Raw genomic sequence first — 22,977 nt, 5'->3', positions numbered from 1 at the left:
TTACAAAGGGTACAGATTACTACTAGACATCCTTTTTCCTTATTAATGATTCTTTAACATCACTAACAATTTCTCTTGACTATACATCCACACTGTAATAATTAAACAAGCGAGTGCAACTTCTGATAATGCCATAAATCCAATCGCATAATGACCTGTCAGTTGGAATAGTAATGTTAAAATTAATGGTGGGAAGAACCCTCCTAGTCCACCTAAAGCTGAAACGAGTCCATTTACAATACCAGCTTGTTCAGAGAAGTACATTGGAACAAGTTTAAAGATTGTACCATTACCGATACCTGCACAAAATGCGACTAGTAAACAACCAAATGTATACACGTTCATGCTAGGCATAAATGATAAAACAATACCTGAAAGTGTTAAACCGATAAATACGAAGATTAATATTTTAAAGGGGTTAAACTTATCACCGAGCCAACCGCCAATCGGGCGCATGATTGTTGCTAATACGATAAATCCTGCTGTCCGCATACCGGCATCTACTTTCTCTAAACCGAAGTGAGATACTAAAAAGTTTGGTAAGTATACAGTAAATGCGACAAATGATCCGAAAGTTAAAAAGTAAAAGATACATAGGAACCAAAGTTTTTCGTTTTTATATACACCTTTTATTTGTTCCATTAATGGTGTGTTCACTTTTTTCTCTTTACGATCACCTAATAAAAAGTTCATAAGTGCAAACGCTGCAAGTAAAACTAAATAACACTGTACTGTCGTTCTCCAACCAACTGAAGTTGCGATAACAGGTGCTAAAAACGAAGTAATTGCTGTTCCGGCGTTACCGACACCATAAATACCATTTACAAAACCGTGACTTTCTTTTGGGAAGTATTTCGGTAAAGAAGTTACCCCTACTGAGAATACCGCTCCACCGATTCCTACAAATAATCCACCAATAATTAAATCCATCATAGAATTGGCAACACTAATATAAAAGACAGGAAATAATAATAGAATAAAACTAATAAAGAATAACTTTCTTGCTCCGAAACGATTTGTCCAATAACCAATTGGAATGCGGAGAATAGAGCCCAAAATAACAGGTACTGCTGTGACCATAGAAATTTGTCCCGCAGTTAATGGGATATCCGCTTTAATATAAGGCATTAATGATGATAAAATGACCCATACCATAAAACCGATAACTAGATTAGAAGTTTGTAGACTTAATTGAAAATTAGGACTTTTCATCCTGTTCCCTCCTATGTATGCATAGTTATATTCATTCTCTCCAGCCTAATCACGTCCTAACATGATTAGGCTGAAAAGAATCAACCACCACTTACTGGCGGAATCATCGCTACAATATCACCAGTTTGAATGATGTCATCCTCATTTGCATACTCTTCATTTATGGCGACCATAATCTCGTTTGGAATTGCTACGTTGTAGTTCTTAGTCAATACTTCCTTTAATTCCACAACCGTAATATTTTCACAATCTATGTGCAAAGCTGGCTTACTTACTTCTTCTTGCAAATGTGCAAATAATAGTACTTCAATCATGTTCTCATCTCCTTTCCAGGCTCACCATCTACATATGCTGTTTTCTCTAACTGATCACCTATCCATGATTCACCATCTTCCCAAAACTCTTTCTTCCAAATCGGAACAATTTGTTTTATACGCTCCATAATATATTCATTCGCCTCATAGGCCGCTTTCCGATGTGGTGTAGCAACAGCAACGACAACAGCCAAATCAGAAATTTGTAATGTACCTATGCGATGTGTAATTGCCACATATGTCCCAGACCATTTCTCTTTAACTTCAATACCAATTTTCTCAAGCTGCTTTTCTGCCATTGTCTTATAAGCTGCATACTCTAAATAAAGCGTACGACGCTCTTTCGTAAATTCTCTAACAGTACCAATAAAAGTAGTAACCGCCCCACACTCACGACGAATTACTTTGTTGGTAACTTCTTCAATTGAAATAGGTGTATCAATTACTTCATAATACGTATTTGTCATTTTGCACCTCTTATCTTTGTATAAGTTGGCAATCTATTTTCCTATTACTTGTATGATCGAAGTGGTTCTTTCCATGGCCACTCACTTCCGACGTTTAATTCTAATAACAGTACCGAAACAGTTATTCCTGCTTCAAATCCTCTCGTTCCCCCTGGCAAAACGATAAATGCATTCGCTTCTGCAAGTGAAGAAATTGCACTAGATTTATCTAAACCAACTGGTGTAACTTGCAATTGGCCATCTACAATTTCCACTCTCCCTCTTACAAAACGAATAAACGGATTTGCTTTCGGAAAGTCTTTCTGTAAAATTGCTTCTGCACGATATACGTGCGGATCTTTCCTATGCAAATATGTTCCGATGACTGGTCGAACATATAATTCACACCCGACATAACAAGCAGATGGATTACCAGATAAACCAAATAATAGTTTTCCTTCTAGCTCAGCTACAGTTGTCACACTTCCTGGTCGCATCGCTATTTTGTTGAAAAGTACATTTGCTTGTAATCTCTCATAAATAGCAGGTAAATAGTCATAGTCTCCTACTGAAACGCCACCAGTTGTAATTAAAATATCGACCTCTTTCATCGCTTTTTTTACAGTGTTATAACACGTCTCAAAATCGTCAACGAATTGTCCATAATACCGGACAGCTCCACCTGCCCGTTCAATTTGAGCAGCTATCATATAGGAGTTACTATTTCGAATCTTCCCTGTCCTTAATTGTTCATGTACTTCGAGCAGTTCACTTCCTGTCGTTACAATTCCAATAACCGGCTGTTTTACAACATGTACGGAACTATAGCCAAATGTAGCAAGAAACGCCGCTACTCCCGGATTAATAACAGTCCCTTTTTTCACAAGGATGCTATTTTGTTTTACATCTTCTCCTTTAAAAGAAATGTTATCACCAGAAGAGAAAGAGCGTTTTAATACCATATAAGTCTTTTCGTTTTCTTCAAATCCTTCCGTTAGCTCTAACATAACAACAGCATTACACCCTGCTGGAATTGCGGCTCCTGTCATAATACGGACAGCTTGAAATGCTTTCACTTCTTCTGAAAAAACAAAACCTGCTCCAATTTCGTCAATCACTTCAAACTGAATGGGATTACTGCTACTGGCTTCTTTCGTATCTTCTGCTCGAATCGCAAATCCGTCGTATGGAGAGCGATCAAAATGCGGAACATCATGATCAGCAATAACATCTTCTCCGAGGATTCTTCCGTAACTTTCTATAAGAGAAACCTTTTCCACTTCACCTTGATAGGCATATTCCATTACACTTGCAACTGCTTCTGCCACTGGAATTGGTATACGTTTTTCTAACATTCCTGTTTCACCTCTTTTTGATAAGGAGACTCTCTCTATCTATTCATCCTATATATTTTGCGTATAATCGTTTGGCCATTTTTACATCATTTGTTCCATGAATAAATGCCCTACCATCTGTAAATAAAACGAAACGATATTCCTCTACTAGAAACGATAGTAAATATGGAGTTTTTTTGACATTCACACTTTTTTGTAAGCGCTTTTGAATTTCTTCTAAATTAAGAATTTTCTTTATTCCTGAACGGATTTGAACTGTATTCCGCCCGCATAGCACTTCCGTTTTCATCTGTGCTTCAAATGTTAAACTTGGGTACGTGCGTGTATTTCCGCAAGATGGGCATGTATTTTTCTTCTGTCTATTTACTTTTAGTGAGAGACATTGATTATTCCAAATATCAAATGATAACATTGTTCCTCGTACTGCTTCGAAATCATCCACCAATATTTTCATCGCTTCTGTTACTTGGTGAGCAACAACCATTTGTACCGCTGGCTGAATGATTCCGGCTGTATCGCATGTTGCACCTCCCATAGGATGATCCATTAAGCAGCGAAAACATGGTGTTTTCCCTGGAAGAATTGTATACGTTACACCGTAACTTCCAATACATCCACCGTATATCCAAGGTATATTTTCTTTTTGTGAAATGTCATTTATAAGTAAACGCGTATCAAAATTGTCAGTCGCATCTAATATAAGGTCCACTTCTTTTGTTAACTCTTCCATTTCTTTCATTGCGACATCCGTTACAACTGGTACAATTTCCACTTCAGAATTAATCTTTCTTAAATGCTCTGCCGCTGCAATTGCTTTCGGTTTGCACTGCTGTGCATCTTCTTCTGTATATAACTGTTGCCGTTGTAAATTACTCCATTCGACGTAGTCACGGTCAGCAATTGTCAATTTCCCAATTCCCATCCTAACGAGCGCTTCTGCATTTGCAGCTCCTAGTGCACCCGCACCGATTAGAAGCACATGCTTTTCTCTTATTTTTCTTTGTCCCATTTCACCAATTCCAGAAAACAATACTTGTCTTGAATAACGCTCTTGCATAAGGAATGCTCCTTTCACTATCCACCAATGTAAGACATTTCAACTTTTGGACGTTTATTTGTACTTTCAACCGTTCTTTCATCTGAATATCGATCTGTTCTATATCGCCATGTATGTTGTAAAATTTTTAATAATGAGGCGTCAGAAATATTTTCTCGAAGAAGCGTTCGTAAATCCGTTCCATTTGCTCCGAATAAGCATGTAAAAAACTTACCGTCTGCTGAAATACGAGCTCTCGTACAAGAAGAACAAAAGGACTCAGAGACAGAAGTAATAAATCCAACTTCTGCATCGCTCCCTACATATCGATACAACTTTGCAACTTCTCCAAAGTAACGGGGCTTAACAAGCTCAATCGGATATACACGATTAATTTTCTCTATTAATTGTTCCTTCGTAATGACTTGTTCAAAGTTCCATCCGTTCGTACTGCCAACATCCATAAACTCGATAAAACGGAGCTGAATTTCTTGTTCTTTAAAATAACGAGCCATATGAAGAATTTGACTATCATTCATTCCTTTTTTTACGACCATATTTACTTTTACTTCTAATCCTGCTTTTTTTGCTGCTTCAATTCCTTTTAATACAGGTTTTGTGCTTACATTTCGTCCATTAATTTTTTGGAAGACAGGATCCTCTATCGCATCTAAACTAATATTTACACGTTTTAATCCTGCTTCTTTTAATAACTTTGCTTGTTTTGCTAAATGAATACCGTTTGTTGTGAGTCCAATATCTTTTAAGCCTTCTAGCTTTGCAAGTCTTGCAATTAACGTCGGCAAGTCTTTACGCAATAACGGTTCACCACCAGTAAGCCTAATTTTATTGACTCCCATACTTATAAATAATTTCGCTAATCTTTCTATTTCATCAAAAGTTAATAAAAACTCTTCCTGTAAAAAAGCATAATCAGGTCCGAACACTTCAGCAGGCATACAGTATGTGCACCTAAAATTACAACGATCAATAACTGAAATACGTAAATCTTGAAGTGGTCGTTCTAATGAATCTTTCATGTTCTCCTGCATCTATATCCCTTCTTTTCTGCTCAAATCCTTAGTAAGCTTTCGTTTTTTATTTGCCTTCATTATAAAAAAGAAGTTACATATTTAATGTGACTTTTCTCACATTACTTTCCCCATTCAAAAATTCTTCACAAATCCGTTCGAATTTTGTTCACATCTTTAGTCTCATCTACTTTATGTATTGATTTTTTCAAACTAAAAACTGAAAACCTCTTCCCCTTACGGTCATTGAAATTTCAATTTATTTTTAAAATAGCTCTTGCATTTTCATCATACTTACACTCAAAATAGGAAATGTATTGCTTATAAGAAGAAAGGTGATCACTGTGGCAAACAGTATGACATTATCTCAAGATTTAAAAGAATTACTTGCATCTGTTGAATATAAAATGCAAATTAAAAAAGGTAGTTTTATTTTTCAAGAAGGTATGGAAGCAACTGAACTCTATATCATCCACTTCGGAAAAGTACAAATTAGTAAACTAAGTGCTGATGGGCAAGAATTGACACTCCGGATTTGTTCGGAATACGACATTATTGGAGAATTAACATTGTTCACGGACAATGCGAAGTATTTATTAAATTCAAAATGCCTTGAAGATGTTGAAGTAGGAGTTATAAAGCGTGAAGCCTTAGAAAAAGCATTACTCGAAAAGCCCGCTCTTGTATTTGAATTTATGAAATGGATTAGTGAACATTTAAGAAGAATGCAAACAAAGTTCCGAGATTTAGTATTACACGGCAAAAAAGGTGCCCTGTATTCTACTCTCATTCGAATGACGAATAGTTACGGTTTGTTAAAAGAGAATGGGATTCTCATTGATTTACCATTAACGAATCAAGAACTTGCGAACTTCTGTGCAACTTCCCGTGAAAGCGTAAATCGGATGTTAAATGAATTAAAAAAGCAAGGTACAATTTCTATTCATAAAGGAAAGATTACAATTCACGATTTGCAGTTTTTAAAATGTGAAATTGCTTGTGAAGATTGCTCTGCCTCTGTTTGCAGCATTGATTAGCATCTTATTTAGATGCTAATCTTTTTTCAATTCAAGCTACTTATTAACGGTTATTCCCTATATAGACAAAAACGAGGCCTTCCATATTAGACCTCGTTTCGTTTTAACCGCTAGCTCCTATTTTTTCAATTCATTAGGAATACGTCTTCTGTAAATTACATAACTACGGCTTACGTATTTAATTGGGGCGCTAAATACATGTACAAGTCTTGTAAATGGCCATACTGCGAATAGCCCCATGCCTGCAAGAATGTGAATTTTAAACCATACTGGTACTTCCATCATATATTCAACTTTCGGTTGGAAAACGAATAGACTTCGGAACCAAGGACCGATCGTTGTACGATAATCAAACCCCTTTGAGTCGATATTTAAAAATGTTGAAGAAAGTCCTGCTAACATGACGATAAGTAATAAAATAAGCGCAATATAATCTCCCTTTGTGCTCGTTGCAATGATACGTTTTACTGTTACACGGCGGTACGTTAATATAATTAATCCGATAATAGAAGCAACACCTGCCGGAAGCCCGAAACTAATTGCCATTATGTGATACATATGTTCAGAAATACCTATTGAACGATATACAGCCTCTGGAATTAAAATCCCCATAACATGACCGCCAATTACGAACATAATCCCAAAGTGGAATAATAGACTTCCGATTCGGAGCATTTTCTTTTCTAATAGTTCGCTAGATTTTGATGTCCATCCAAATTGATCATAGTTGTATCTGAAAATATGTCCACCGATAAAGATTGCAAAAATGATATAGGGAAACAATACCCATAGAAATTGATCCATCATTTTGACAACTCTCCTTTCTAATTTGTCTGTACACCCCATATATCGATAGCGAGGAGAATAGCTGCAAGAATTGGTTCATACATACTGTCTGCTTCTTTTAACTGCACATGCAATGCTTGTATATTCTCCTTGTATTTACTCATAATCGGTTCACTATCTTGTTCATCTGCATTTGCAAAGAACTCAAGCAAAAGCGGTAAATAATCAGGTAGTTCTTTATCTGTTACTTCCAAACCAGATTTTTTATAATGCTGTTTTAACTCTAGTAATTCAATACCTCTTTCTCTTTGTTCACCAGTGTTCATATAAGTAAGATACATATTTGTTTTCTTACCAAAGTCGAATGTATATACGTAACAATCAATTAATTGATCATTCGTTTTATTTAGTACTTCTTTTATAAATGCTATAAGTGATGCTTTAACTTCTTCCTGTTCAATTGCTTCAATCTCTTCTTGTAATTCCATTACAGCTTCTCTCCACCCTAGTTCAGGGTAGGAGAGAAGAAAAGAAGAACAAGAAAAAGCCGTTTGTAAACTTTGTTTCATCATTTTCTGCCCCCTTTATTTAAGAAATTGTCATACAAGAGCCCGGACCACCTGTGAATGAAAGACCACAACTTCCTTGTTCACTATATAAATCTGCCACTTGTTCACGATGAGTGCCCGGAATGACGAAGCGATCTTTATATTTCGCGATGGCAAGAAGACGATACATATCTTCTATATCCTGTTTCGTTAAACCAAGTTCTTTTAATACAACTTCATTTGGCTCTTTATTAATTTGCAATGCTCTCATATGTGTTCGCATAACAGCCATTTTTTTCAATGTAAGACGAATGTGTGACTCATCCCCTGCAGTGAGTAAATTCGCTAAATATTGAATTGGAATACGCATATTATCAATCGCAGGGAAAACCTCTTCTGCTTGCCAGTTACTACCTTTCCCTTCCACCATGTTCATAATTGGGCTAAGCGGCGGGATATACCAAACCATCGGCATTGTACGATACTCCGGATGAAGAGGCAGAGCAATTTTCCAATCGATAATCATTTTATAGATTGGTGACTCTTGTGCCGCTTTAATCCATTCTTCAGGAATGCCTTGTTTTTTCGCTTCAGCTGCTACTTCGGGATCATTTGGATCTAGGAAAACAGTAAGCTGAGATTCATATAAATCTGTTTCATCTTCAACAGAAGCTGCTTCTTTTACTTTGTCAGAGTCATATAGCATTACCCCAATATACCTGATACGTCCTACACAAGTTTCTGAACAAATTGTTGGCATACCAGCTTCAATACGTGGGAAACACATTGTACATTTTTCTGCTTTATTCGTTTTCCAGTTAAAATACACTTTTTTATATGGACAAGAAGATACGCAGAATCTCCATGCACGACATGCATTTTGATTTACAAGAACAATGCCATCTTCTTCACGTTTATACATCGCACCAGATGGACAAGATGAAACGCAAGATGGATTCATACAATGTTCACATATGCGTGGTAAATACATCATAAAGACATTTTCAAAATCTGTTTTAATTTCTTCTTCCATTTTCTTTACGTTCGGATCTTGCAATCCTGTTATATGTCCACCAGCTAAATCATCTTCCCAGTTTGGACCCCATTCAATTTTATCGATAAATTCACCTGTAATTGCTGATTTCGGACGAGCAACTGGCTGGTGCTTACGCTGCGGACTATTTGTTAACGTTTCATAATCATAGTTCCAAGGTTCAAAGTAATCATCAATTGTCGGTTGGTCTGGATTATGGAAAATATTCATAAGGCGCTTCATTTTCGAACCGGATTTCAGCTGAATTTCACCATTTTTCAATTCCCAGCCACCTTTATATTTCTCCTGATCTTCCCATTGCTTCGGATAACCAATACCAGGCTTCGTTTCTACATTATTGAAATACATATATTCAGCACCTGGACGATTTGTCCAGGTGTTTTTGCATGTTACGCTACAAGTATGGCAGCCGATGCATTTATCTAGGTTCATTACCATTCCGACTTGTGCTTTAATCTTCAAGCCAATCTACCTCCTTCAGTTTGCGAATTACAACATTTAAGTCGCGCTGATTCCCAGTTGGACCATAATAGTTAAATCCATAGCTTAATTGGCCATATCCGCCAATCATATGTGTCGGTTTTACGTGAATTCGAGTTGGACTATTATGCGTTCCCCCGCGGGTGCTTGTTAATTTCGTTCCAGGTACGTTAATGTGGCGATCTTGTGCATGATGCATAAATGCCATCCCTCTTGGTATACGGTGCGTTACAACAGCACGCGCTACAACAACACCGTTACGGTTAAAGCACTCGATCCAATCATTATCTGCAACACCAGCTTCTTCAGCATCCTCTTTATTCATCCAAACAGTTGGACCACCTCTAAACAGCGTTAACATCGGTAATGAATCGAAATACATACTATGAATCGACCACTTATTATGCGGTGTTAAATAGTTCAATGTAATCTCTTTTCCTTCTACTTCAGGCCGTGATTTACGGAACGGTTTATGTTGCAGAATTGGTTTAAATGTTGCCATCGTTTCACCAAACTCTTTCATCATTTCGTGATCTAAGTAGAAAGATTGTCGACCCGTTATCGTTCTCCAAGGGATAAGACGTTCCACGTTTGTAGTAAATGGTGAGTAACGACGTCCACCTTTTTCTGAACCTGTAAAGGCCGGAGAAGTAATTACTGTTTTTGGCTGCGCTGTAATTTGTTCAAATGTGAAGCATTCTTCTTCACGTTCTTCTGCTAAATCACGTAGTTTTAAATCTGTTTGTTTTTCAAGTGCTTCCCATGCTTTTACAGCCATATGACCGTTTGTTGTAGAAGAAAGTGTTAATACCGCCTCAGCAGCATTAATCGCTTCTTTTATGTCTGGGCAACCTTTCGCGATAGAATCCGTTCGAACAACTCCTAATCGACTCTTTAATTGCTCATATTCTTTTTCTGCTGACCAAGAAATCCCTTTCGTACCAATCGGCTGTTCCCCAGCATTTGGTCCTAGCGCAGTCATTTTGTCATAAATCGTTTTATAATCCCTTTCGACAACATGAATTTGTGGCATCGTTTTACCTGGGATTGGTTCACACTCACCTTTACTCCAGTCTTTAATTTTGCCAAGTGGTTGTGCTAATTCTTGCGGTGTATCGTGAAGAAGCGGTGTTGCAACAACTTCTTTCATCGGTTCAAGATCAATTTTCTTCGCTAAATCAGACACAGCTTTAGAAAGAGAAGTGAAAATATCCCAGTCAGAGCGCGCTTCCCACGGTGAACCGATTGCCGGATTAAATGGATGTACAAATGGATGCATATCTGTACTACTTAAATCATGCTTTTCATACCAAGTTGAAGCAGGTAAGACGATATCAGAATAAAGCGCTGTTCCAGCCATACGGAAATCTAAATTAATGAGTAAATCAAGCTTCCCTTCTGGTGCTTCTTCATGCCACTTAATTTCTTCTGGTCGTAACGAATCACTATCATCATTCATTAATCCGTTCGTTGTACCTAACAAATGTTTCAAGAAATATTCATGTCCTTTACCAGAACTTGAAATTAAATTTGCACGCCATACGAATAAGTTGCGAGGGAAGTTATTTTTATTATCAGGATCTTCAATCGCAAATTTCAGTTCTTTATCTTTTAATTTTTGTGCAACGTATTTTCCGATTTCTTCTTGCGTTGTTGCACCAGCAGCAACAGCTTCTTTATATAATTCAATCCCATTTTTCTCGAATGTCGGATACGAAGGTAACCAGCCAAGCCTTGCTGCTAATACGTTGTAATCACCGTGATGTTGATAACGAGAGTTGCCTTCTACTGGTGATGCTAAATGTCCAACTGGTGTATCTTCATAGCGCCATTGATCTGTTACGAAATAGAAGAAAGATGTACCATTTTGTAATTTCGGTGGCCCTTGCCAATCTTTTGCCATCGCGATTGTTTGCCATCCTTCTGCCGGTCGTAATTTTTCTTGACCGACATAATGCGCCCAACCGCCGCCGTTTACACCTTGTGCCCCTACGAGAAGAACAAGATTTAAAACGGCGCGATAAATCGTATCAGAATTAAACCAATGGTTAATACCGGCCCCTACAATAATCATCGAGCGACCATTCGTATCAACTGCGTTTTGTGCAAACTCACGAGCGATTTGAATAATAAGCTCTCGTTTCACTCCTGTCATGTTTTCTTGCCATGCAGGTGTAAATGGTACATCATCATTGAAATCTTTCGGCTCTTGTCCGCCGAGACCTCGGTTCACGCCGTAATTTGCTAACGTTAAGTCGTATACAGTTGTAACGAACACTTCGCCCTCTTCTGTCATAACCTTTTTCACTGGAATTGTACGTTCTAATATTGTATTTCCATCATCAGAGAAGTACGGAATTTGTACAGTTTGAACACTATCTTCCATTCCAAGTAAAGAAAGACGCGGATTAATCTTTTCACCGGTTTCTTCATCTTCTAAACGTAAGTTCCATTTCTTTTCGTTATCCCAACGTGACCCCATTGTGCCGTGAGGTGTTGCAAAATCTTTCGTGTTCTCGTTCCAAAGAACAGGCTTCCATTCTCCTAACTTTGTTTCTCGTCCAATATCAGTAGCATTTAAGAAACGATCAGCAACGAATTGATCTCCTTTTTGTTTCAATGTGACGAAGAAAGGAAAATCAGTATATTGCTTCGCATACTTTGTGAAATATTCCACTTGATTATCTACATAAAATTCTTGTAAAATCACATGCCCCATTGCCATCGCAAGTGCACCGTCTGTACCTTGTTTCACACTAATCCAATCATCCGCAAACTTTGTAGATTCAGCGAAGTCAGGACTGACAGAAACGACTTTCGTTCCTTTATATCGAACCTCTGCTAAAAAGTGTGCATCTGGTGTTCTCGTCATCGGTACATTTGAACCCCACGTCATAATGTAACCAGAGTTATACCAATCGCTACTTTCTGGTACATCTGTTTGATCACCCCAAATTTGCGGAGAAGCTGGTGGTAAATCTGCGTACCAATCATAGAAGCTAAGCATCGGTCCACCCATAAGTTGCATAAAGCGACTACCAGCTGCATGACTTAACATCGACATAGCTGGAATTGGTGAGAAACCAACATTTCGGTCTGGACCGTATTTCATAACTGTGTATAGTAAAGAAGCTGAAACGAGTTGTAACACTTCATCCCAATTCGCACGAATGAATCCCCCTTTACCACGCGCCTGCTTATACGTACGTGCCTTTTCAGGGTTTTCCACAATGCTCTTCCAAGCATCTAATGGTGACTCGTTATTTTGCAGTTCCTCTTGCCACATATTCCAAAGAACACCACGTACATACGGATATTTCACACGAAGTGGACTGTAAATGTACCAAGAAAAACTTGCTCCACGTGGGCATCCTCGCGGTTCAAAATCAGGCATATCAGGACCTGTAGTCGGATAGTTAAGTTCCTGCCCTTCCCACGTTACAATTCCATCTTTCACATATATATTCCAGCTACATGAACCAGTACAGTTCACGCCGTGTGTAGAACGAATTACTTTATCATGCTGCCAACGCTTTCTGTACACATTCTCCCATTCGCGATCTTCATATGTTTCTTGTGTATGATTATCGTTATAACGATCTATTGGTGAAAAATATTTTAAACGTCTCATTAGTGCTGAAGATTTCTTCTTCATAATGTTCACTCCTTTAATACGTCTCTCTTACATACCCTTACTATAAAAGAGGTTATAAAATACAGATGTGACATTTCGCACAGTTCAAGAGATTGTCAAAAATTCAGTAGAAAATAAGTTTGTGAGAAAATCTTTTGTTCCGTTGTGAAGATTTATGGTTAATCTTAATTATTAGGAGAATAGTATTTTGGGGTATCGACTATTTTGCAAAAGAAAAAACGTAGGAGACATTCCTACGTTTTTCTTTATAAATATATGAAAAAGAGTTTTGATATTATTTCAAAACTGCCATAAGGAAAAGTTTAGAAATTGTATATAAGGAATTTTTTCTTTAACAATACTATTTTATATCCAGACATATTTTACATAAAACTACAAATCATTATTTACTATATTGCCCTTAGTTACGGAAACAATTATACTATATGTAATCGAAATAAATAATCTGAATATTCTTAGAATTTAAGATAGAAGTTTTACTACCCACAAATAGAATTATAAATTTGTCCACTAAATAGATTAGAAAACGATAATAAAATTAGGAGGATTACGATGCCCCAGCTTGATTCATTACATCCCACTGTAGAAAAAATAATTAACAATATTGAAAAATTAATGGTCGGAAAACGAAAAGAAACAATCTTAGCTTTGACAGCTCTCTTAGCTGAAGGTCATGTACTATTAGAAGATGTTCCTGGTGTCGGGAAAACAATGCTAGTACGTGCTCTTTCTAAATCCATTGATGCTGATTACAAGCGAATTCAATTCACACCTGATTTACTGCCATCAGATGTAACAGGTGTTTCTATTTATAATCCGAAAGAGCTCCAATTTGAGTTCAAGCCTGGACCAATTATGGGGAATTTTGTACTTGCTGATGAAATTAATCGTACATCTCCAAAGACACAATCTGCTTTACTTGAATGTATGGAAGAAGGCAATATCACAATAGATGGCATTACAAGGCCTTTGCCAAAACCGTTCTTTGTAATGGCTACACAAAATCCGGTCGAATATGAGGGAACATACTCTTTACCAGAAGCTCAGCTCGATCGTTTCTTGTTGAAACTAAAAATGGGATATCCTACACCAGAAGAAGAATTTGAAATTTTGAACCGGATGGAAAAAACAAATCCACTTTCCCATTTGCAAGCTATTACTACAATAGAAGAATTACTTTACATACAACAAAGCGTACGGGAAGTAAACATGGACAAAGCAATTAAGCATTACATTGTAAAGCTTGTTACTCAGACTCGTACGTATAATTCTATACAGCTTGGTGCAAGTCCACGTGGCTCAATTGCTTTAATGAAAGCTTCACAGGCTTATGCATTCATCCATGGCAGAAATTATGTTATTCCAGACGATGTTAAATTTTTAGCCCCTTACGTTTTGGCTCATAGGCTCATTCTAAAAATGGAAGCAAAATTGGAAGGAATAACAGGAGAGCAAGTTATCGCAAAGATCGTTGCACGAACAACAGTGCCGACTCAAAGGACGATGAACCCTTGATGAAACGAATACTGCGATTGCTATATCACGTTACGAAGTTATTGCTACTCCCTTTATGCCTAGTCCTAATATTTGTGTACGCTATGCTTCAAGGAGGATTTGTCAGTTGGTTTTTGTTTTACAGCATAATTCCCATTGCTCTTTATTCGCTACTACTCCCCTTCTACGCTTTACGGGACGCTGAAGTAAAACGAATAACAAACCAAAATGGATATGTAGTAGGAGAACAATTTGTAAGCACGATTACAATAAAAAGAAAATTTCCTTTTCCCTTACTTTATTTAGTTATAGAAGATGAACTGCCACCACAATTTATAAGTTGTAAACAAACAAAGATAAATAAGGTAGTACTCTTCCCAGGATTGAAACGAAATATTTCGTTTCAATATGTTATTGATACACTCCCTAGAGGCGATCACACTTTTTCAAGCGTACGTGTCAAAACTGGCGATCTATTCGGCATGATGGAGAAAGAAGTAACTTTTTCAGTTCCAGATACATTTTTAGTCTATCCCCAATATGTAGATATAACGTATCAACAATTGGAAAATCATTTCGAACACGGAGCGCTTTCAGCAAATATAAATTCAGCAAAAGACTCTACAGTCTCAGTCGGTGTCAGAGAGTATAAACCTGGTGACCGCTTTTCATGGATTGATTGGAAAGCAACTGCACGAACAAATAATATTATGACAAAAGAGTTTGAACAACAGCGCAGCCATAATATCATGATATTCATGGACAGAACCGAGTCTCCTCTATTCGAATCAGTCGTCACATTTACCGCTTCTATTGTGAGAGCTGTCTTGAAACAAAATTCACCAGCATCATTCGTGTCTGTCGGAAAAGAACAAACTATTTTCCCTTTAGACAATGGAGATACGCAGTTACAACAAATCCTTTGTCATTTAGCAAAAGTACAAGCAGACAGTGTATCCCCGCTCTCTCAAAGTGTAGAAATGGAACTAAGAAAAATTTATGAGCCAGTAACGATTATACTCGTGACAAGTAATCTTTCTCCCGATATTCAAAAGGCTGCTGATTGCGCTGCTATAAAAAACAGAAAATTCATGGTGTTTGTCGTGAAAGAAAAAGCGAATCAACTTTCACACCGAGAACTCAGTATAATAGAAACTCTAAAAAAACGACAAATATTTGTAAACACGGTTTATGAAAACCGGTATACAAACGTGTTTTTTGAGGTGAGCAAATGATAACATTACAAACAAAATACAAGTGGGATACGAACAGATTCTTTATGCATGCATGTGTATTTCTTCTTTTACTAGAATGGCTAAGACCTCTTATAGGTATTACAAATGTAGGTAGATTAGATATTTTCGTAACATTTATAGGAATTTGCTTCGCTCTCTCTTTTTTTCAAACGAGGTGGCAGATTCCAATAAAAATTGTCACAGTCCTATTTATCATTCATTCCCTGTATTATAAAAAGGCTTTTATAAATCCATCTTGGCTAACAGCATTCTTTTCTGATATGTTTCGAAATTCCTCCCTGTTTTTCCAAGGGAATTTACTAGATATTTCTCCAGTTTTTCCGACGGTTTTATTTTTTCTCTCATTTTGGTTTTTGAGTTCTTTTACTTCATTTTGGATTATTCATAAAAAACGTGGGTTTCTATTTCTTGTATTGACTATTATTTATATCGCAACTTTTCATAACTTACATTTATACAATGCAAACTACGCTATTATTCGTACTGTTGTCATCGGCTTTTTTATGCTTAGTCTTCTTCAAGTAGAACGAATAAAAGAACGTGAACACTTACAAAATTATGCTAGGGAAATCTCAAAATTACTTAGACCACTTACAATATTTATTGTATTATTAGCAACCATCGCATACTTTGCTCCAAAATTTGGCCCTCAATGGATTTTTTAAAATTCAACACATCTGAAGCAAGTAAAGAACAAAAAGTTTCTACAATTGGGTATGGTTTAGATGACTCGCGATTAGGTGGTCCTTTTAAGGCGGATCCTACAATTGTTTTCACAGCACAAGCGCAAAACAAACAATATTGGAGAGTAGAAACAAAAGATTTTTATACAGGAAAAGGTTGGGAAGTTTCTGAAAATCCGAAAAAGGTTTCTTTTAAAAATAAAAACGACGTCGTAAGCTGGTATGAACAAAATACAAAAACGGAAACTACTGAGGCAACAATTACCATGCAAAAAAGTTACCCTCACCTTACCTATCCAGCAGGATTAGTATCAGTTGAGGCTTCTTCTGATGTATCATACAGTGTTGACCCGTTTTCAGAAAAAATTTATACGATGAATGGAGACTCTTCTACTACTTTACATTCGTATAAAGTAACATATGAGATCCCTGAGTTTTCCATAGAAAACTTGAAAGCTGTAAAAGCAAATGCAGGTCAAGAAACAAATCCTTATTTTATGACAAAGTACACACAACTTCCCGAGTCATTACCACAGCGCGTAAAAGACTTGGCTGTTAATCTTACAAATGATAAAGACAACCGGTATGATAAAGTATTAGCTATTGAAAATTACTTCACAGACAACTCTTTTACATACGAATCAACGAATGTCTTGTACCCTGCCAAAAGCCAAGATTATGTAGATCAATTCCTTTTCGATACAAAAAGCGGCTACTGTAATAATTTTTCGACGTCTATGATTGTACTACTTCGTTCTGCCGGGATTCCTGCTCGCTGGGTAAAAGGCTATACAGAAGGAACTCTTGACAATACACTTGCCTCTGCAAAAGGTGAGGATGTTTATACAATCACGAACGATAACGCACACTCTTGGGTCGAAGTATATTTCCCAGGATACGGATGGATTCCATTCGAACCAACAAAAGGATTTACCAATCCCTATAATTTTATAAATAATACGCCTGCTCCTATTTCACAAAATAGCGAAGCAAATCATTCTAATAACGAGCAAACGCATCAACGAAATAATGAAGCAAAACTTAAAAGTTTAATAGAAAATACAGAAGAAGCTTCTACTAAAAAGGTCACAAATTCTAAAACTAATTTTTCTTGGTGGTACGTATTCCTCTCTACGATACTAATTAGTATTATGGGATACATTCTCTTCACCACTAGAATGAAATGGATAACATTTCTTATTATTCATTTCTATAAATACCGAAAAGATGGTGCCGTTTATCCAAAAGCTTACGTTGCACTTTTAAAACAATTTGCGAGAATTGGCATACCACGGGGTGAAAGTCAAACATTCCGAGAGTACGCTCTCCATATCGATACACTTTACAACTCGGCCGATATGCAACAACTTACTTTCAGTTATGAGAACGCTATGTATCAGCAAGGACAAGCCGCAGCCGAATGGAAGAAATCCGTACACTTATGGGAAGTACTTATGAAAAAAGCAGCTTCTCCACCTAAATCAAATGGCTTTGATACAGTGATTTAGGCTTGATAATTTGAGTTTAAAGAAAACGCCTCAAAGAACTACATTGTTCTTTGAGGCATTTTTAATAAAGTGAAACTCCTAATTATTCCCCAAGTACCTTCTCAATCTCAACCTCTAAATCTACCGGTTTCGTCTGCGGAGCAAAACGCCCTACTACTTTCCCGTCTTTTCCAATTAGAAACTTTGTAAAATTCCATTTCACTGCTTTCATACCAAGTAAACCTGGTGCTTGTTCTGTCATGTATGTATATAGAGGATGAGCCTTATCACCTTTCACATCAATCTTTGCAAACATCGGGAAATTTACACCGTAGTTTAATTCACAAAAACTCGTAATATCCGCTTCTGTACCTGGTTCTTGTCCTCCAAATTGGTTACAAGGGAATCCGAGTATTTCGAGGCCTTGGCCTTTATATTTATCATATACCTCTTGTAATCCTTTATATTGCGGTGTGAAACCACATTTGCTAGCTACATTTACAATAAGGAGTGGTTTTCCTTCGTAATCTTTTAACGATTTTTCTTCTCCTGTAATTGTTTTAGCTGAAAAATCATAAACTGTCATTGTCTTTGCCCCTCTCTTCACTATCATTCTATGTTTATACTATACTACATTCGTGAATATACAGCTCTTATTACGTACTTATACACTATAATGATAGCGCTTTATTTCCGTTCGAAAATTCGACACAAATTACTAGACTTTTATGATGGAAAGTTTTACAATTAAATTGTGAACAAAATGTGACAGTTTATATTCCATTATAAAAGAAAAGGATGGTGTTCATTATGAAAACTGCACAACATGAAACGATTTCAAATCGCGAGTTTTATTTCGTACTATATATGATGTTATTGTATGTTACTGGCTGGGTAATCGATGTAAATGGTTTATTCTTAAGCTCCTACTTTAATTTAGCAGGAGAGATTATGCTTCCATTAGTAGGGGGCATTGTTGGACTGTTCATTATGTCTATTAGTAAAGAACAAACGAAATAATAGTATTACAAAAAGGCAGAAGACGAGCTTTCGTTTTCTGCCTTTTTTCTATTTTAGCGTATAATAGAAACATGCATTATATAAGGAGTGGTAAAGATGAAAAAAGTAGAGCAATTATCTTCTCACCTATATCTTATTGATGATTTCGATTTACAACACAATGAACGAACTGGTACGTACGTTTTATTAGGTGACGATATTACTTTAATTGAAACTTGTGCAGCCCCTTCTCTTCCGTATATTTTAGACGGCTTACAACAATTACATATTGATTTAAACGATGTAAAAAACATTATCGTTACACATGTTCATTTAGATCACGCCGGGGCAGCTGGTTTAATGATGGAAAAGTGCCCAAATGCTACTTTATATGTGCATTCTCGTGGTGCTCGTCATATGATTGATCCAACAAAACTTATTTTAGGCGCAAAAGCTGTGTACAAAGAAGATTTCGATAAACTCTTTGATCCAATTCTTCCAATTGAAGAAGAACGTGTTCATATTGTACAACACGGTGATACGTTAAAAATGGCAGAAGACCGCATCCTTACATTTTATGATACACCAGGACATGCAAAGCACCATATTAGTATTCACGATTCATTAACAAACGGCATTTTTACTGGCGATACAATTGGAATTTATTATAGAGAACTCGCAGACCTTGATGTAGAACTATATCTACCATCAACGTCCCCTTCACAATTTCAGCCAGATGCGATGATTGCTTCTAAAAATCATATTCAAAGCATGAATATAGATACTATTTATTTCGGTCATTACGGCGCATCCTCTCATGTTACAGAAATATATAATCAACTGGAACATTGGTTACCTATTTTCGTTCATACTGGTAAAGAGGTCTTTGAACAGTATGATGATTTCGATAAGGCTACTAAGGCTTTACAAACTGTATTAATGGATAAGATTTCTTCTCACCTTACAACATTAAATATCCCATCAGATCATTCCGTTTATAACATTTTACATCTAGATATAGAAATTAGTGCGATGGGCATTATTGATTATTTCACGAAACAAGAGAAATCCAATTCCACTATTAACTAACCGTAAAAGAAGAGATATACAACAGTCGTTATTGTATATCTCTTCTTTTTTTGAATATATTTTTAGTAAAGGAGGGTGGAATAGAATGCAAAAAGTGATTCAATATCTCTGCTTCACATTATTTATCATCTTATTATTATTTGTAGGAGTAAAAATTCAATTTTATTTAGATACAGACGCACAGGTGAACTTTAACGTTTATCCAAGATTATTCTACTTTACACTCTTTCCTCTTTTGGTCGGCATTTTATTACGATTCCTTCAATCTATTAATTACGCAACGAGTAAACAAAACTGGAGCTTTCAACCGGATAAGTTTATTGCTATTACAGTGCCTATGCTATTCATTTCCTTTTCTCCAGCCCTACTCTTTTCACCAGTTGGCCAATACCTACCTTATTTAGCTAATATTATTCTTATAAATACAACTTTTGTTACGATAATTAGTTTAATAGCTGGTTATTCACTTTTAGATTGTTTTATACAAAAGGACAATGCAACGATGAAAAAATATAATTGAATGCTTTATTTAATCGTGCAAGTCAAGGATTGTACTGCCTTGGCTTGTTTTTAGAATACTTATATTCCTGTATAATACAGTTATCGAATAAATTTCGGAGGAATGATACAATGTTTTTTCAATTTTTTCTACTAGCAGTCATTATGTCTTTTATTAGTGGTAGACTCATTGGTACAAAACTAAATCTTTTCAAACAAGCAAGTGCAGCCACTGTAGGTGTTTCACTTACGTCAGCTCTGTATTGGTTTTTATATTTACGTTATCAAGATGAATCGGTTGTCGGTGTTGATAGATATTTTTGGCTAGGAAGCTCATTAATTGTATCGATGCTTTGTTACCTAGTTTTTGAATTATTTGATCCTATTAGGCGTGGCGAAATGGATGACGTAGTAACGGAAAGCCAAAATCCTATTTCAAAATTCTTCGCTAAGATTGGTAGACAAAAAAGATATATGCGCGTCTCTTCTATTGCAATAAAACACGGAATGGGAAAATATTTAGCTTTAAAGCGCTCACCAGAAGCAGATCGTAAGCTCGCCACTTCACTTCGAAATACACTAGAAGAATGCGGTGGTGTATTTATTAAATTCGGACAAGTTTTATCAACTCGCTCTGATTTATTACCACCTGTTTTTATTCACGAGTTATCAAACCTTCAGGAAAATGTAACACGTTTATCACAAAAACAAGTTGAAGAAATATTGAAAAAGGAACTACATACACCAAAAGATGAAATCTTCAGCTCCTTTGAAATGGAACCGTTAGCTGCCGCCTCTATTGGCCAAGTACATAAAGCAAAGTTGAAAGAAAACGACCAGGATGTCGTCGTTAAACTACTACGTCCTAATATTTCTGAGACAATTAAACGTGACTTAGATATTTTAATTCACTTTTCTTTATGGATTTCCAACAAATCAACTTGGGCTAAAAATATTGGATTTCTTGATTTAGCACATGGCTTCTCTATCGCAATGAAAGAAGAAATTGATTTCAAAATTGAGGCTCGTAACTTCGAACAAGTGTCTGATTCACTAAAAAATAGTGAAACGAAAGTAAAAATACCGAAAGTATATCAAGAATACAGTAATTCAAAAATACTTGTGCTTGAATTTTTAGATGGAGTAAGTGTTAAAAGTGGGTCAGCATTATTAAATGAATTACAAATTGATACGAAAAAAGTACAACGGCAACTCTTTGATTGTATTTTAGAGCAAATTTTCTTTAAAGGTATTTTCCATGCAGACCCTCATCCAGGTAATGTGTATATTCTTCGTGATGGCACTCCTGCATTACTTGATTTCGGTTCTGTCGGAAGATTAGGAACCCTACAACAAGATGCATTCAAGCGACTACTTATTGGCTTTGAGCGCAAAAATTCATATGTCTTGCTTGATGGACTGCTTCAATTAGTTGAAAAGAAACCAAATGTTGATAAAGAAGGATTAGAACAATCTATCAGCCAATTATTAATTCAAAGTACGTACGGCTCTACAAACAGTTCTGAAGAATTCATGCAAGGGTTGTTTCAAATAATCGCTGAGTTTGAATTAGCGTTTTATCCAATGGTTGCAGGGGCTTTCCGCTCCCTAATTACGCTAGAAGGAACGATGCTACAACTAAATCCTGAATTCAATTTAATGGACGAAGCGAAGCGCTTTGCGAAAGATCATGCAGCTAGCTTCATGCCGGTTAACAATTATTCTAGTTTAAAAGAAGCTGCAACAAACGAATTACTCTCTATGTTACCTGCCATGCGACGCATTCCTAGAAAATTAGATGATTTAAGTTCAAAGCTAGAAAACGGAGAATTGTCCGTAAAGGTCGGCTTTTTCTCTGACGAAACAAATGCATCATTCATTACTACATTTATCTCACAATTCCTCATTGCGTTTATTGGAACTGCATTTGGTGGGATTTCGGTAGGCGTATTACATTTAGCAAACAATGCGAAAGAACCAAATAATCAATTTTTAAGTGTCGTTGGTTACGGTGGTTTATTTATAAGTGCGATATTACTTGTAAGAGTCGCTATTCATGCGGTAAGGAAATTTAAGTAAGAATAAAACGAGTATACAATCAGTAGATTGTATACTCGTTTTTTATTGTTTACATATTCAATATGTACTAGGAAATTTATGTTAAACTAAAGAAAATCGTGTACTAAGTTAAATGACACTTCAACTAAGGGAGAATTATTATGTATAGACTTTTTGGATTCTCGTGTCTAATGTTTCTCGCAAGTATATGTTCTTTCTTTATTTTAAGAGGACCTAATGCAAATTTAACCTTAATTATTACGATTCTAGCTATACTTTCATTACTCGGTATTCTTTTTGCAATCGCATCAAAGAATTGGTTATTCAGAATAGTTGGTACGACATTAAATGGCGTAATATTAGTAGTTGTATACTTCCTATTGCTAGCAAAAGGAATAAGTGGTTAATATATTTACGTTTCAATAAGAAAAGCTCACAGCTTAGGCTATGAGCTTTTTT

At 36.3% G+C, this 22,977-nt stretch carries 19 protein-coding genes and 1 pseudogene; 9 read left to right on the top strand and 11 right to left on the bottom strand.

The annotated features are described in order from the left end of the window. Positions 1-42: 42 nt before the first annotated feature. The 6 genes from narK to moaA form a co-directional block, all read right to left on the bottom strand. A complete protein-coding gene (narK, locus tag COK05_RS07450) occupies positions 43-1,212 on the bottom strand; it encodes a nitrate transporter NarK (RefSeq protein WP_098612066.1) in 1,170 nt (389 codons plus the stop codon). Between the two features lie 80 nt (positions 1,213-1,292). Beyond that, positions 1,293-1,526, bottom strand: a complete 234-nt coding sequence (moaD, locus tag COK05_RS07445; RefSeq protein WP_098612065.1) for a molybdopterin converting factor subunit 1 — start codon at positions 1,524-1,526, stop codon at positions 1,293-1,295. Further along, complete coding sequence (locus tag COK05_RS07440) at positions 1,523-1,993, bottom strand: molybdenum cofactor biosynthesis protein MoaE (protein ID WP_098612064.1); 471 nt, start codon at positions 1,991-1,993, stop codon at positions 1,523-1,525. Before COK05_RS07440 ends, moaD begins: the two co-directional genes overlap by 4 nt. Positions 1,994-2,037: 44 nt before the next feature. Then, complete coding sequence (locus tag COK05_RS07435) at positions 2,038-3,327, bottom strand: molybdopterin molybdotransferase MoeA (protein ID WP_098612063.1); 1,290 nt, start codon at positions 3,325-3,327, stop codon at positions 2,038-2,040. Between the two features lie 43 nt (positions 3,328-3,370). After that, complete coding sequence (locus COK05_RS07430; RefSeq protein ID WP_098612062.1) at positions 3,371-4,384, bottom strand: molybdopterin-synthase adenylyltransferase MoeB; 1,014 nt, start codon at positions 4,382-4,384, stop codon at positions 3,371-3,373. A 17-nt stretch (positions 4,385-4,401) separates the two neighbouring features. Further along, complete coding sequence (moaA, locus tag COK05_RS07425) at positions 4,402-5,415, bottom strand: GTP 3',8-cyclase MoaA (protein ID WP_098612061.1); 1,014 nt, start codon at positions 5,413-5,415, stop codon at positions 4,402-4,404. A 323-nt stretch (positions 5,416-5,738) separates the two neighbouring features. On the opposite strand from moaA, the gene COK05_RS07420 reads away from it, so the two are divergent. Further along, on the top strand, positions 5,739-6,431 hold the full coding sequence (locus COK05_RS07420) for a Crp/Fnr family transcriptional regulator (RefSeq protein WP_098612060.1): 693 nt from the start codon (positions 5,739-5,741) through the stop codon (positions 6,429-6,431). A 117-nt stretch (positions 6,432-6,548) separates the two neighbouring features. Here COK05_RS07420 and narI read toward each other — a convergent pair whose 3' ends face one another. Genes narI through COK05_RS07400 form a run of 4 tightly spaced genes read right to left on the bottom strand, consistent with a single transcriptional unit; the run spans position 6,549 to position 12,954 of the window. Next, the gene (narI, locus tag COK05_RS07415; RefSeq protein WP_098612059.1) at positions 6,549-7,238 is read right to left on the bottom strand and encodes a respiratory nitrate reductase subunit gamma; all 690 of its coding nucleotides are present in this window, start codon (positions 7,236-7,238) and stop codon (positions 6,549-6,551) included. 17 nt (positions 7,239-7,255) lie between these two features. Beyond that, positions 7,256-7,786 carry a nitrate reductase molybdenum cofactor assembly chaperone gene (gene narJ / locus COK05_RS07410; protein ID WP_098612069.1) on the bottom strand — a complete coding sequence of 177 codons (531 nt, stop codon included), beginning with the start codon at positions 7,784-7,786 and terminating at the stop codon, positions 7,256-7,258. 19 nt (positions 7,787-7,805) lie between these two features. After that, positions 7,806-9,281, bottom strand: a complete 1,476-nt coding sequence (gene narH / locus COK05_RS07405) for a nitrate reductase subunit beta (RefSeq protein ID WP_098612058.1) — start codon at positions 9,279-9,281, stop codon at positions 7,806-7,808. Beyond that, positions 9,271-12,954: a nitrate reductase subunit alpha gene (locus tag COK05_RS07400; RefSeq protein WP_098612057.1), complete on the bottom strand. Its 3,684-nt coding sequence runs from the start codon at positions 12,952-12,954 to the stop codon at positions 9,271-9,273. The genes narH and COK05_RS07400 overlap by 11 nt, the downstream gene beginning before the upstream one ends. Before the next feature lie 552 nt (positions 12,955-13,506). Between COK05_RS07400 and COK05_RS07395 the strand changes: the two genes are divergently transcribed. The 3 genes and pseudogenes from COK05_RS07395 to COK05_RS07385 all read left to right on the top strand — a co-directional run bounded on the left by COK05_RS07395 (position 13,507) and on the right by COK05_RS07385 (position 17,895). Then, a complete protein-coding gene (locus COK05_RS07395; protein ID WP_098612056.1) occupies positions 13,507-14,469 on the top strand; it encodes an AAA family ATPase in 963 nt (320 codons plus the stop codon). Then, the gene (locus COK05_RS07390) at positions 14,469-15,683 is read left to right on the top strand and encodes a DUF58 domain-containing protein (RefSeq protein WP_098612055.1); all 1,215 of its coding nucleotides are present in this window, start codon (positions 14,469-14,471) and stop codon (positions 15,681-15,683) included. The genes COK05_RS07395 and COK05_RS07390 overlap by 1 nt, the downstream gene beginning before the upstream one ends. Then, a pseudogene (locus tag COK05_RS07385) lies at positions 15,680-17,895 on the top strand (transglutaminase TgpA family protein). Before COK05_RS07390 ends, COK05_RS07385 begins: the two are co-directional and overlap by 4 nt. Positions 17,896-17,977: 82 nt before the next feature. On the opposite strand, the gene bsaA reads toward COK05_RS07385, so the two are convergent. Beyond that, entirely contained in the window at positions 17,978-18,460 is a 483-nt protein-coding gene (gene bsaA / locus COK05_RS07380) for a glutathione peroxidase (protein WP_098612054.1), read from the bottom strand. A 224-nt stretch (positions 18,461-18,684) separates the two neighbouring features. On the opposite strand from bsaA, the gene COK05_RS07375 reads away from it, so the two are divergent. The 5 genes from COK05_RS07375 to COK05_RS07355 all read left to right on the top strand — a co-directional run bounded on the left by COK05_RS07375 (position 18,685) and on the right by COK05_RS07355 (position 22,925). Beyond that, complete coding sequence (locus tag COK05_RS07375; protein ID WP_098612053.1) at positions 18,685-18,894, top strand: DUF3925 domain-containing protein; 210 nt, start codon at positions 18,685-18,687, stop codon at positions 18,892-18,894. Between the two features lie 96 nt (positions 18,895-18,990). Next, a complete protein-coding gene (locus COK05_RS07370; protein ID WP_098612052.1) occupies positions 18,991-19,962 on the top strand; it encodes an MBL fold metallo-hydrolase in 972 nt (323 codons plus the stop codon). Positions 19,963-20,047: 85 nt separating this feature from the next. Continuing rightward, the gene (locus COK05_RS07365) at positions 20,048-20,482 is read left to right on the top strand and encodes a hypothetical protein (protein ID WP_098612051.1); all 435 of its coding nucleotides are present in this window, start codon (positions 20,048-20,050) and stop codon (positions 20,480-20,482) included. 110 nt (positions 20,483-20,592) lie between these two features. Continuing rightward, entirely contained in the window at positions 20,593-22,539 is a 1,947-nt protein-coding gene (locus tag COK05_RS07360) for an ABC1 kinase family protein (RefSeq protein ID WP_098612050.1), read from the top strand. 140 nt (positions 22,540-22,679) lie between these two features. Further along, positions 22,680-22,925, top strand: coding sequence for a hypothetical protein (locus COK05_RS07355; protein WP_098612049.1), 246 nt, complete (start codon positions 22,680-22,682; stop codon positions 22,923-22,925). The last annotated feature ends 52 nt before the right edge of the window (positions 22,926-22,977 follow it).

This window comes from Bacillus cereus (assembly GCF_002567495.1).
GTDB lineage: Bacteria > Bacillota > Bacilli > Bacillales > Bacillaceae_G > Bacillus_A > Bacillus_A cereus_AQ.
The sequence above is the reverse complement of the archived record's forward strand: the minus strand, read 5'-3'. Positions and strand labels throughout refer to the sequence as shown.

What these genes read in the sequence shown, in the direction of transcription:
- narK (WP_098612066.1), bottom strand. Translation starts at nt 1,212, where the DNA reads ATGAAAAGTCCTAATTTTCAATTAAGTCTACAAACTTCTAATCTAGTT.
- moaD (WP_098612065.1), bottom strand. Translation starts at nt 1,526, where the DNA reads ATGATTGAAGTACTATTATTTGCACATTTGCAAGAAGAAGTAAGTAAG.
- COK05_RS07440 (WP_098612064.1), bottom strand. Translation starts at nt 1,993, where the DNA reads ATGACAAATACGTATTATGAAGTAATTGATACACCTATTTCAATTGAA.
- COK05_RS07435 (WP_098612063.1), bottom strand. Translation starts at nt 3,327, where the DNA reads ATGTTAGAAAAACGTATACCAATTCCAGTGGCAGAAGCAGTTGCAAGT.
- COK05_RS07430 (WP_098612062.1), bottom strand. Translation starts at nt 4,384, where the DNA reads ATGCAAGAGCGTTATTCAAGACAAGTATTGTTTTCTGGAATTGGTGAA.
- moaA (WP_098612061.1), bottom strand. Translation starts at nt 5,415, where the DNA reads ATGCAGGAGAACATGAAAGATTCATTAGAACGACCACTTCAAGATTTA.
- narI (WP_098612059.1), bottom strand. Translation starts at nt 7,238, where the DNA reads ATGATGGATCAATTTCTATGGGTATTGTTTCCCTATATCATTTTTGCA.
- narJ (WP_098612069.1), bottom strand. Translation starts at nt 7,786, where the DNA reads ATGAAACAAAGTTTACAAACGGCTTTTTCTTGTTCTTCTTTTCTTCTC.
- COK05_RS07400 (WP_098612057.1), bottom strand. Translation starts at nt 12,954, where the DNA reads ATGAAGAAGAAATCTTCAGCACTAATGAGACGTTTAAAATATTTTTCA.
- COK05_RS07395 (WP_098612056.1), top strand. Translation starts at nt 13,507, where the DNA reads ATGCCCCAGCTTGATTCATTACATCCCACTGTAGAAAAAATAATTAAC.
- COK05_RS07390 (WP_098612055.1), top strand. Translation starts at nt 14,469, where the DNA reads ATGAAACGAATACTGCGATTGCTATATCACGTTACGAAGTTATTGCTA.
- bsaA (WP_098612054.1), bottom strand. Translation starts at nt 18,460, where the DNA reads ATGACAGTTTATGATTTTTCAGCTAAAACAATTACAGGAGAAGAAAAA.
- COK05_RS07375 (WP_098612053.1), top strand. Translation starts at nt 18,685, where the DNA reads ATGAAAACTGCACAACATGAAACGATTTCAAATCGCGAGTTTTATTTC.
- COK05_RS07370 (WP_098612052.1), top strand. Translation starts at nt 18,991, where the DNA reads ATGAAAAAAGTAGAGCAATTATCTTCTCACCTATATCTTATTGATGAT.
- COK05_RS07365 (WP_098612051.1), top strand. Translation starts at nt 20,048, where the DNA reads ATGCAAAAAGTGATTCAATATCTCTGCTTCACATTATTTATCATCTTA.
- COK05_RS07360 (WP_098612050.1), top strand. Translation starts at nt 20,593, where the DNA reads ATGTTTTTTCAATTTTTTCTACTAGCAGTCATTATGTCTTTTATTAGT.
- COK05_RS07355 (WP_098612049.1), top strand. Translation starts at nt 22,680, where the DNA reads ATGTATAGACTTTTTGGATTCTCGTGTCTAATGTTTCTCGCAAGTATA.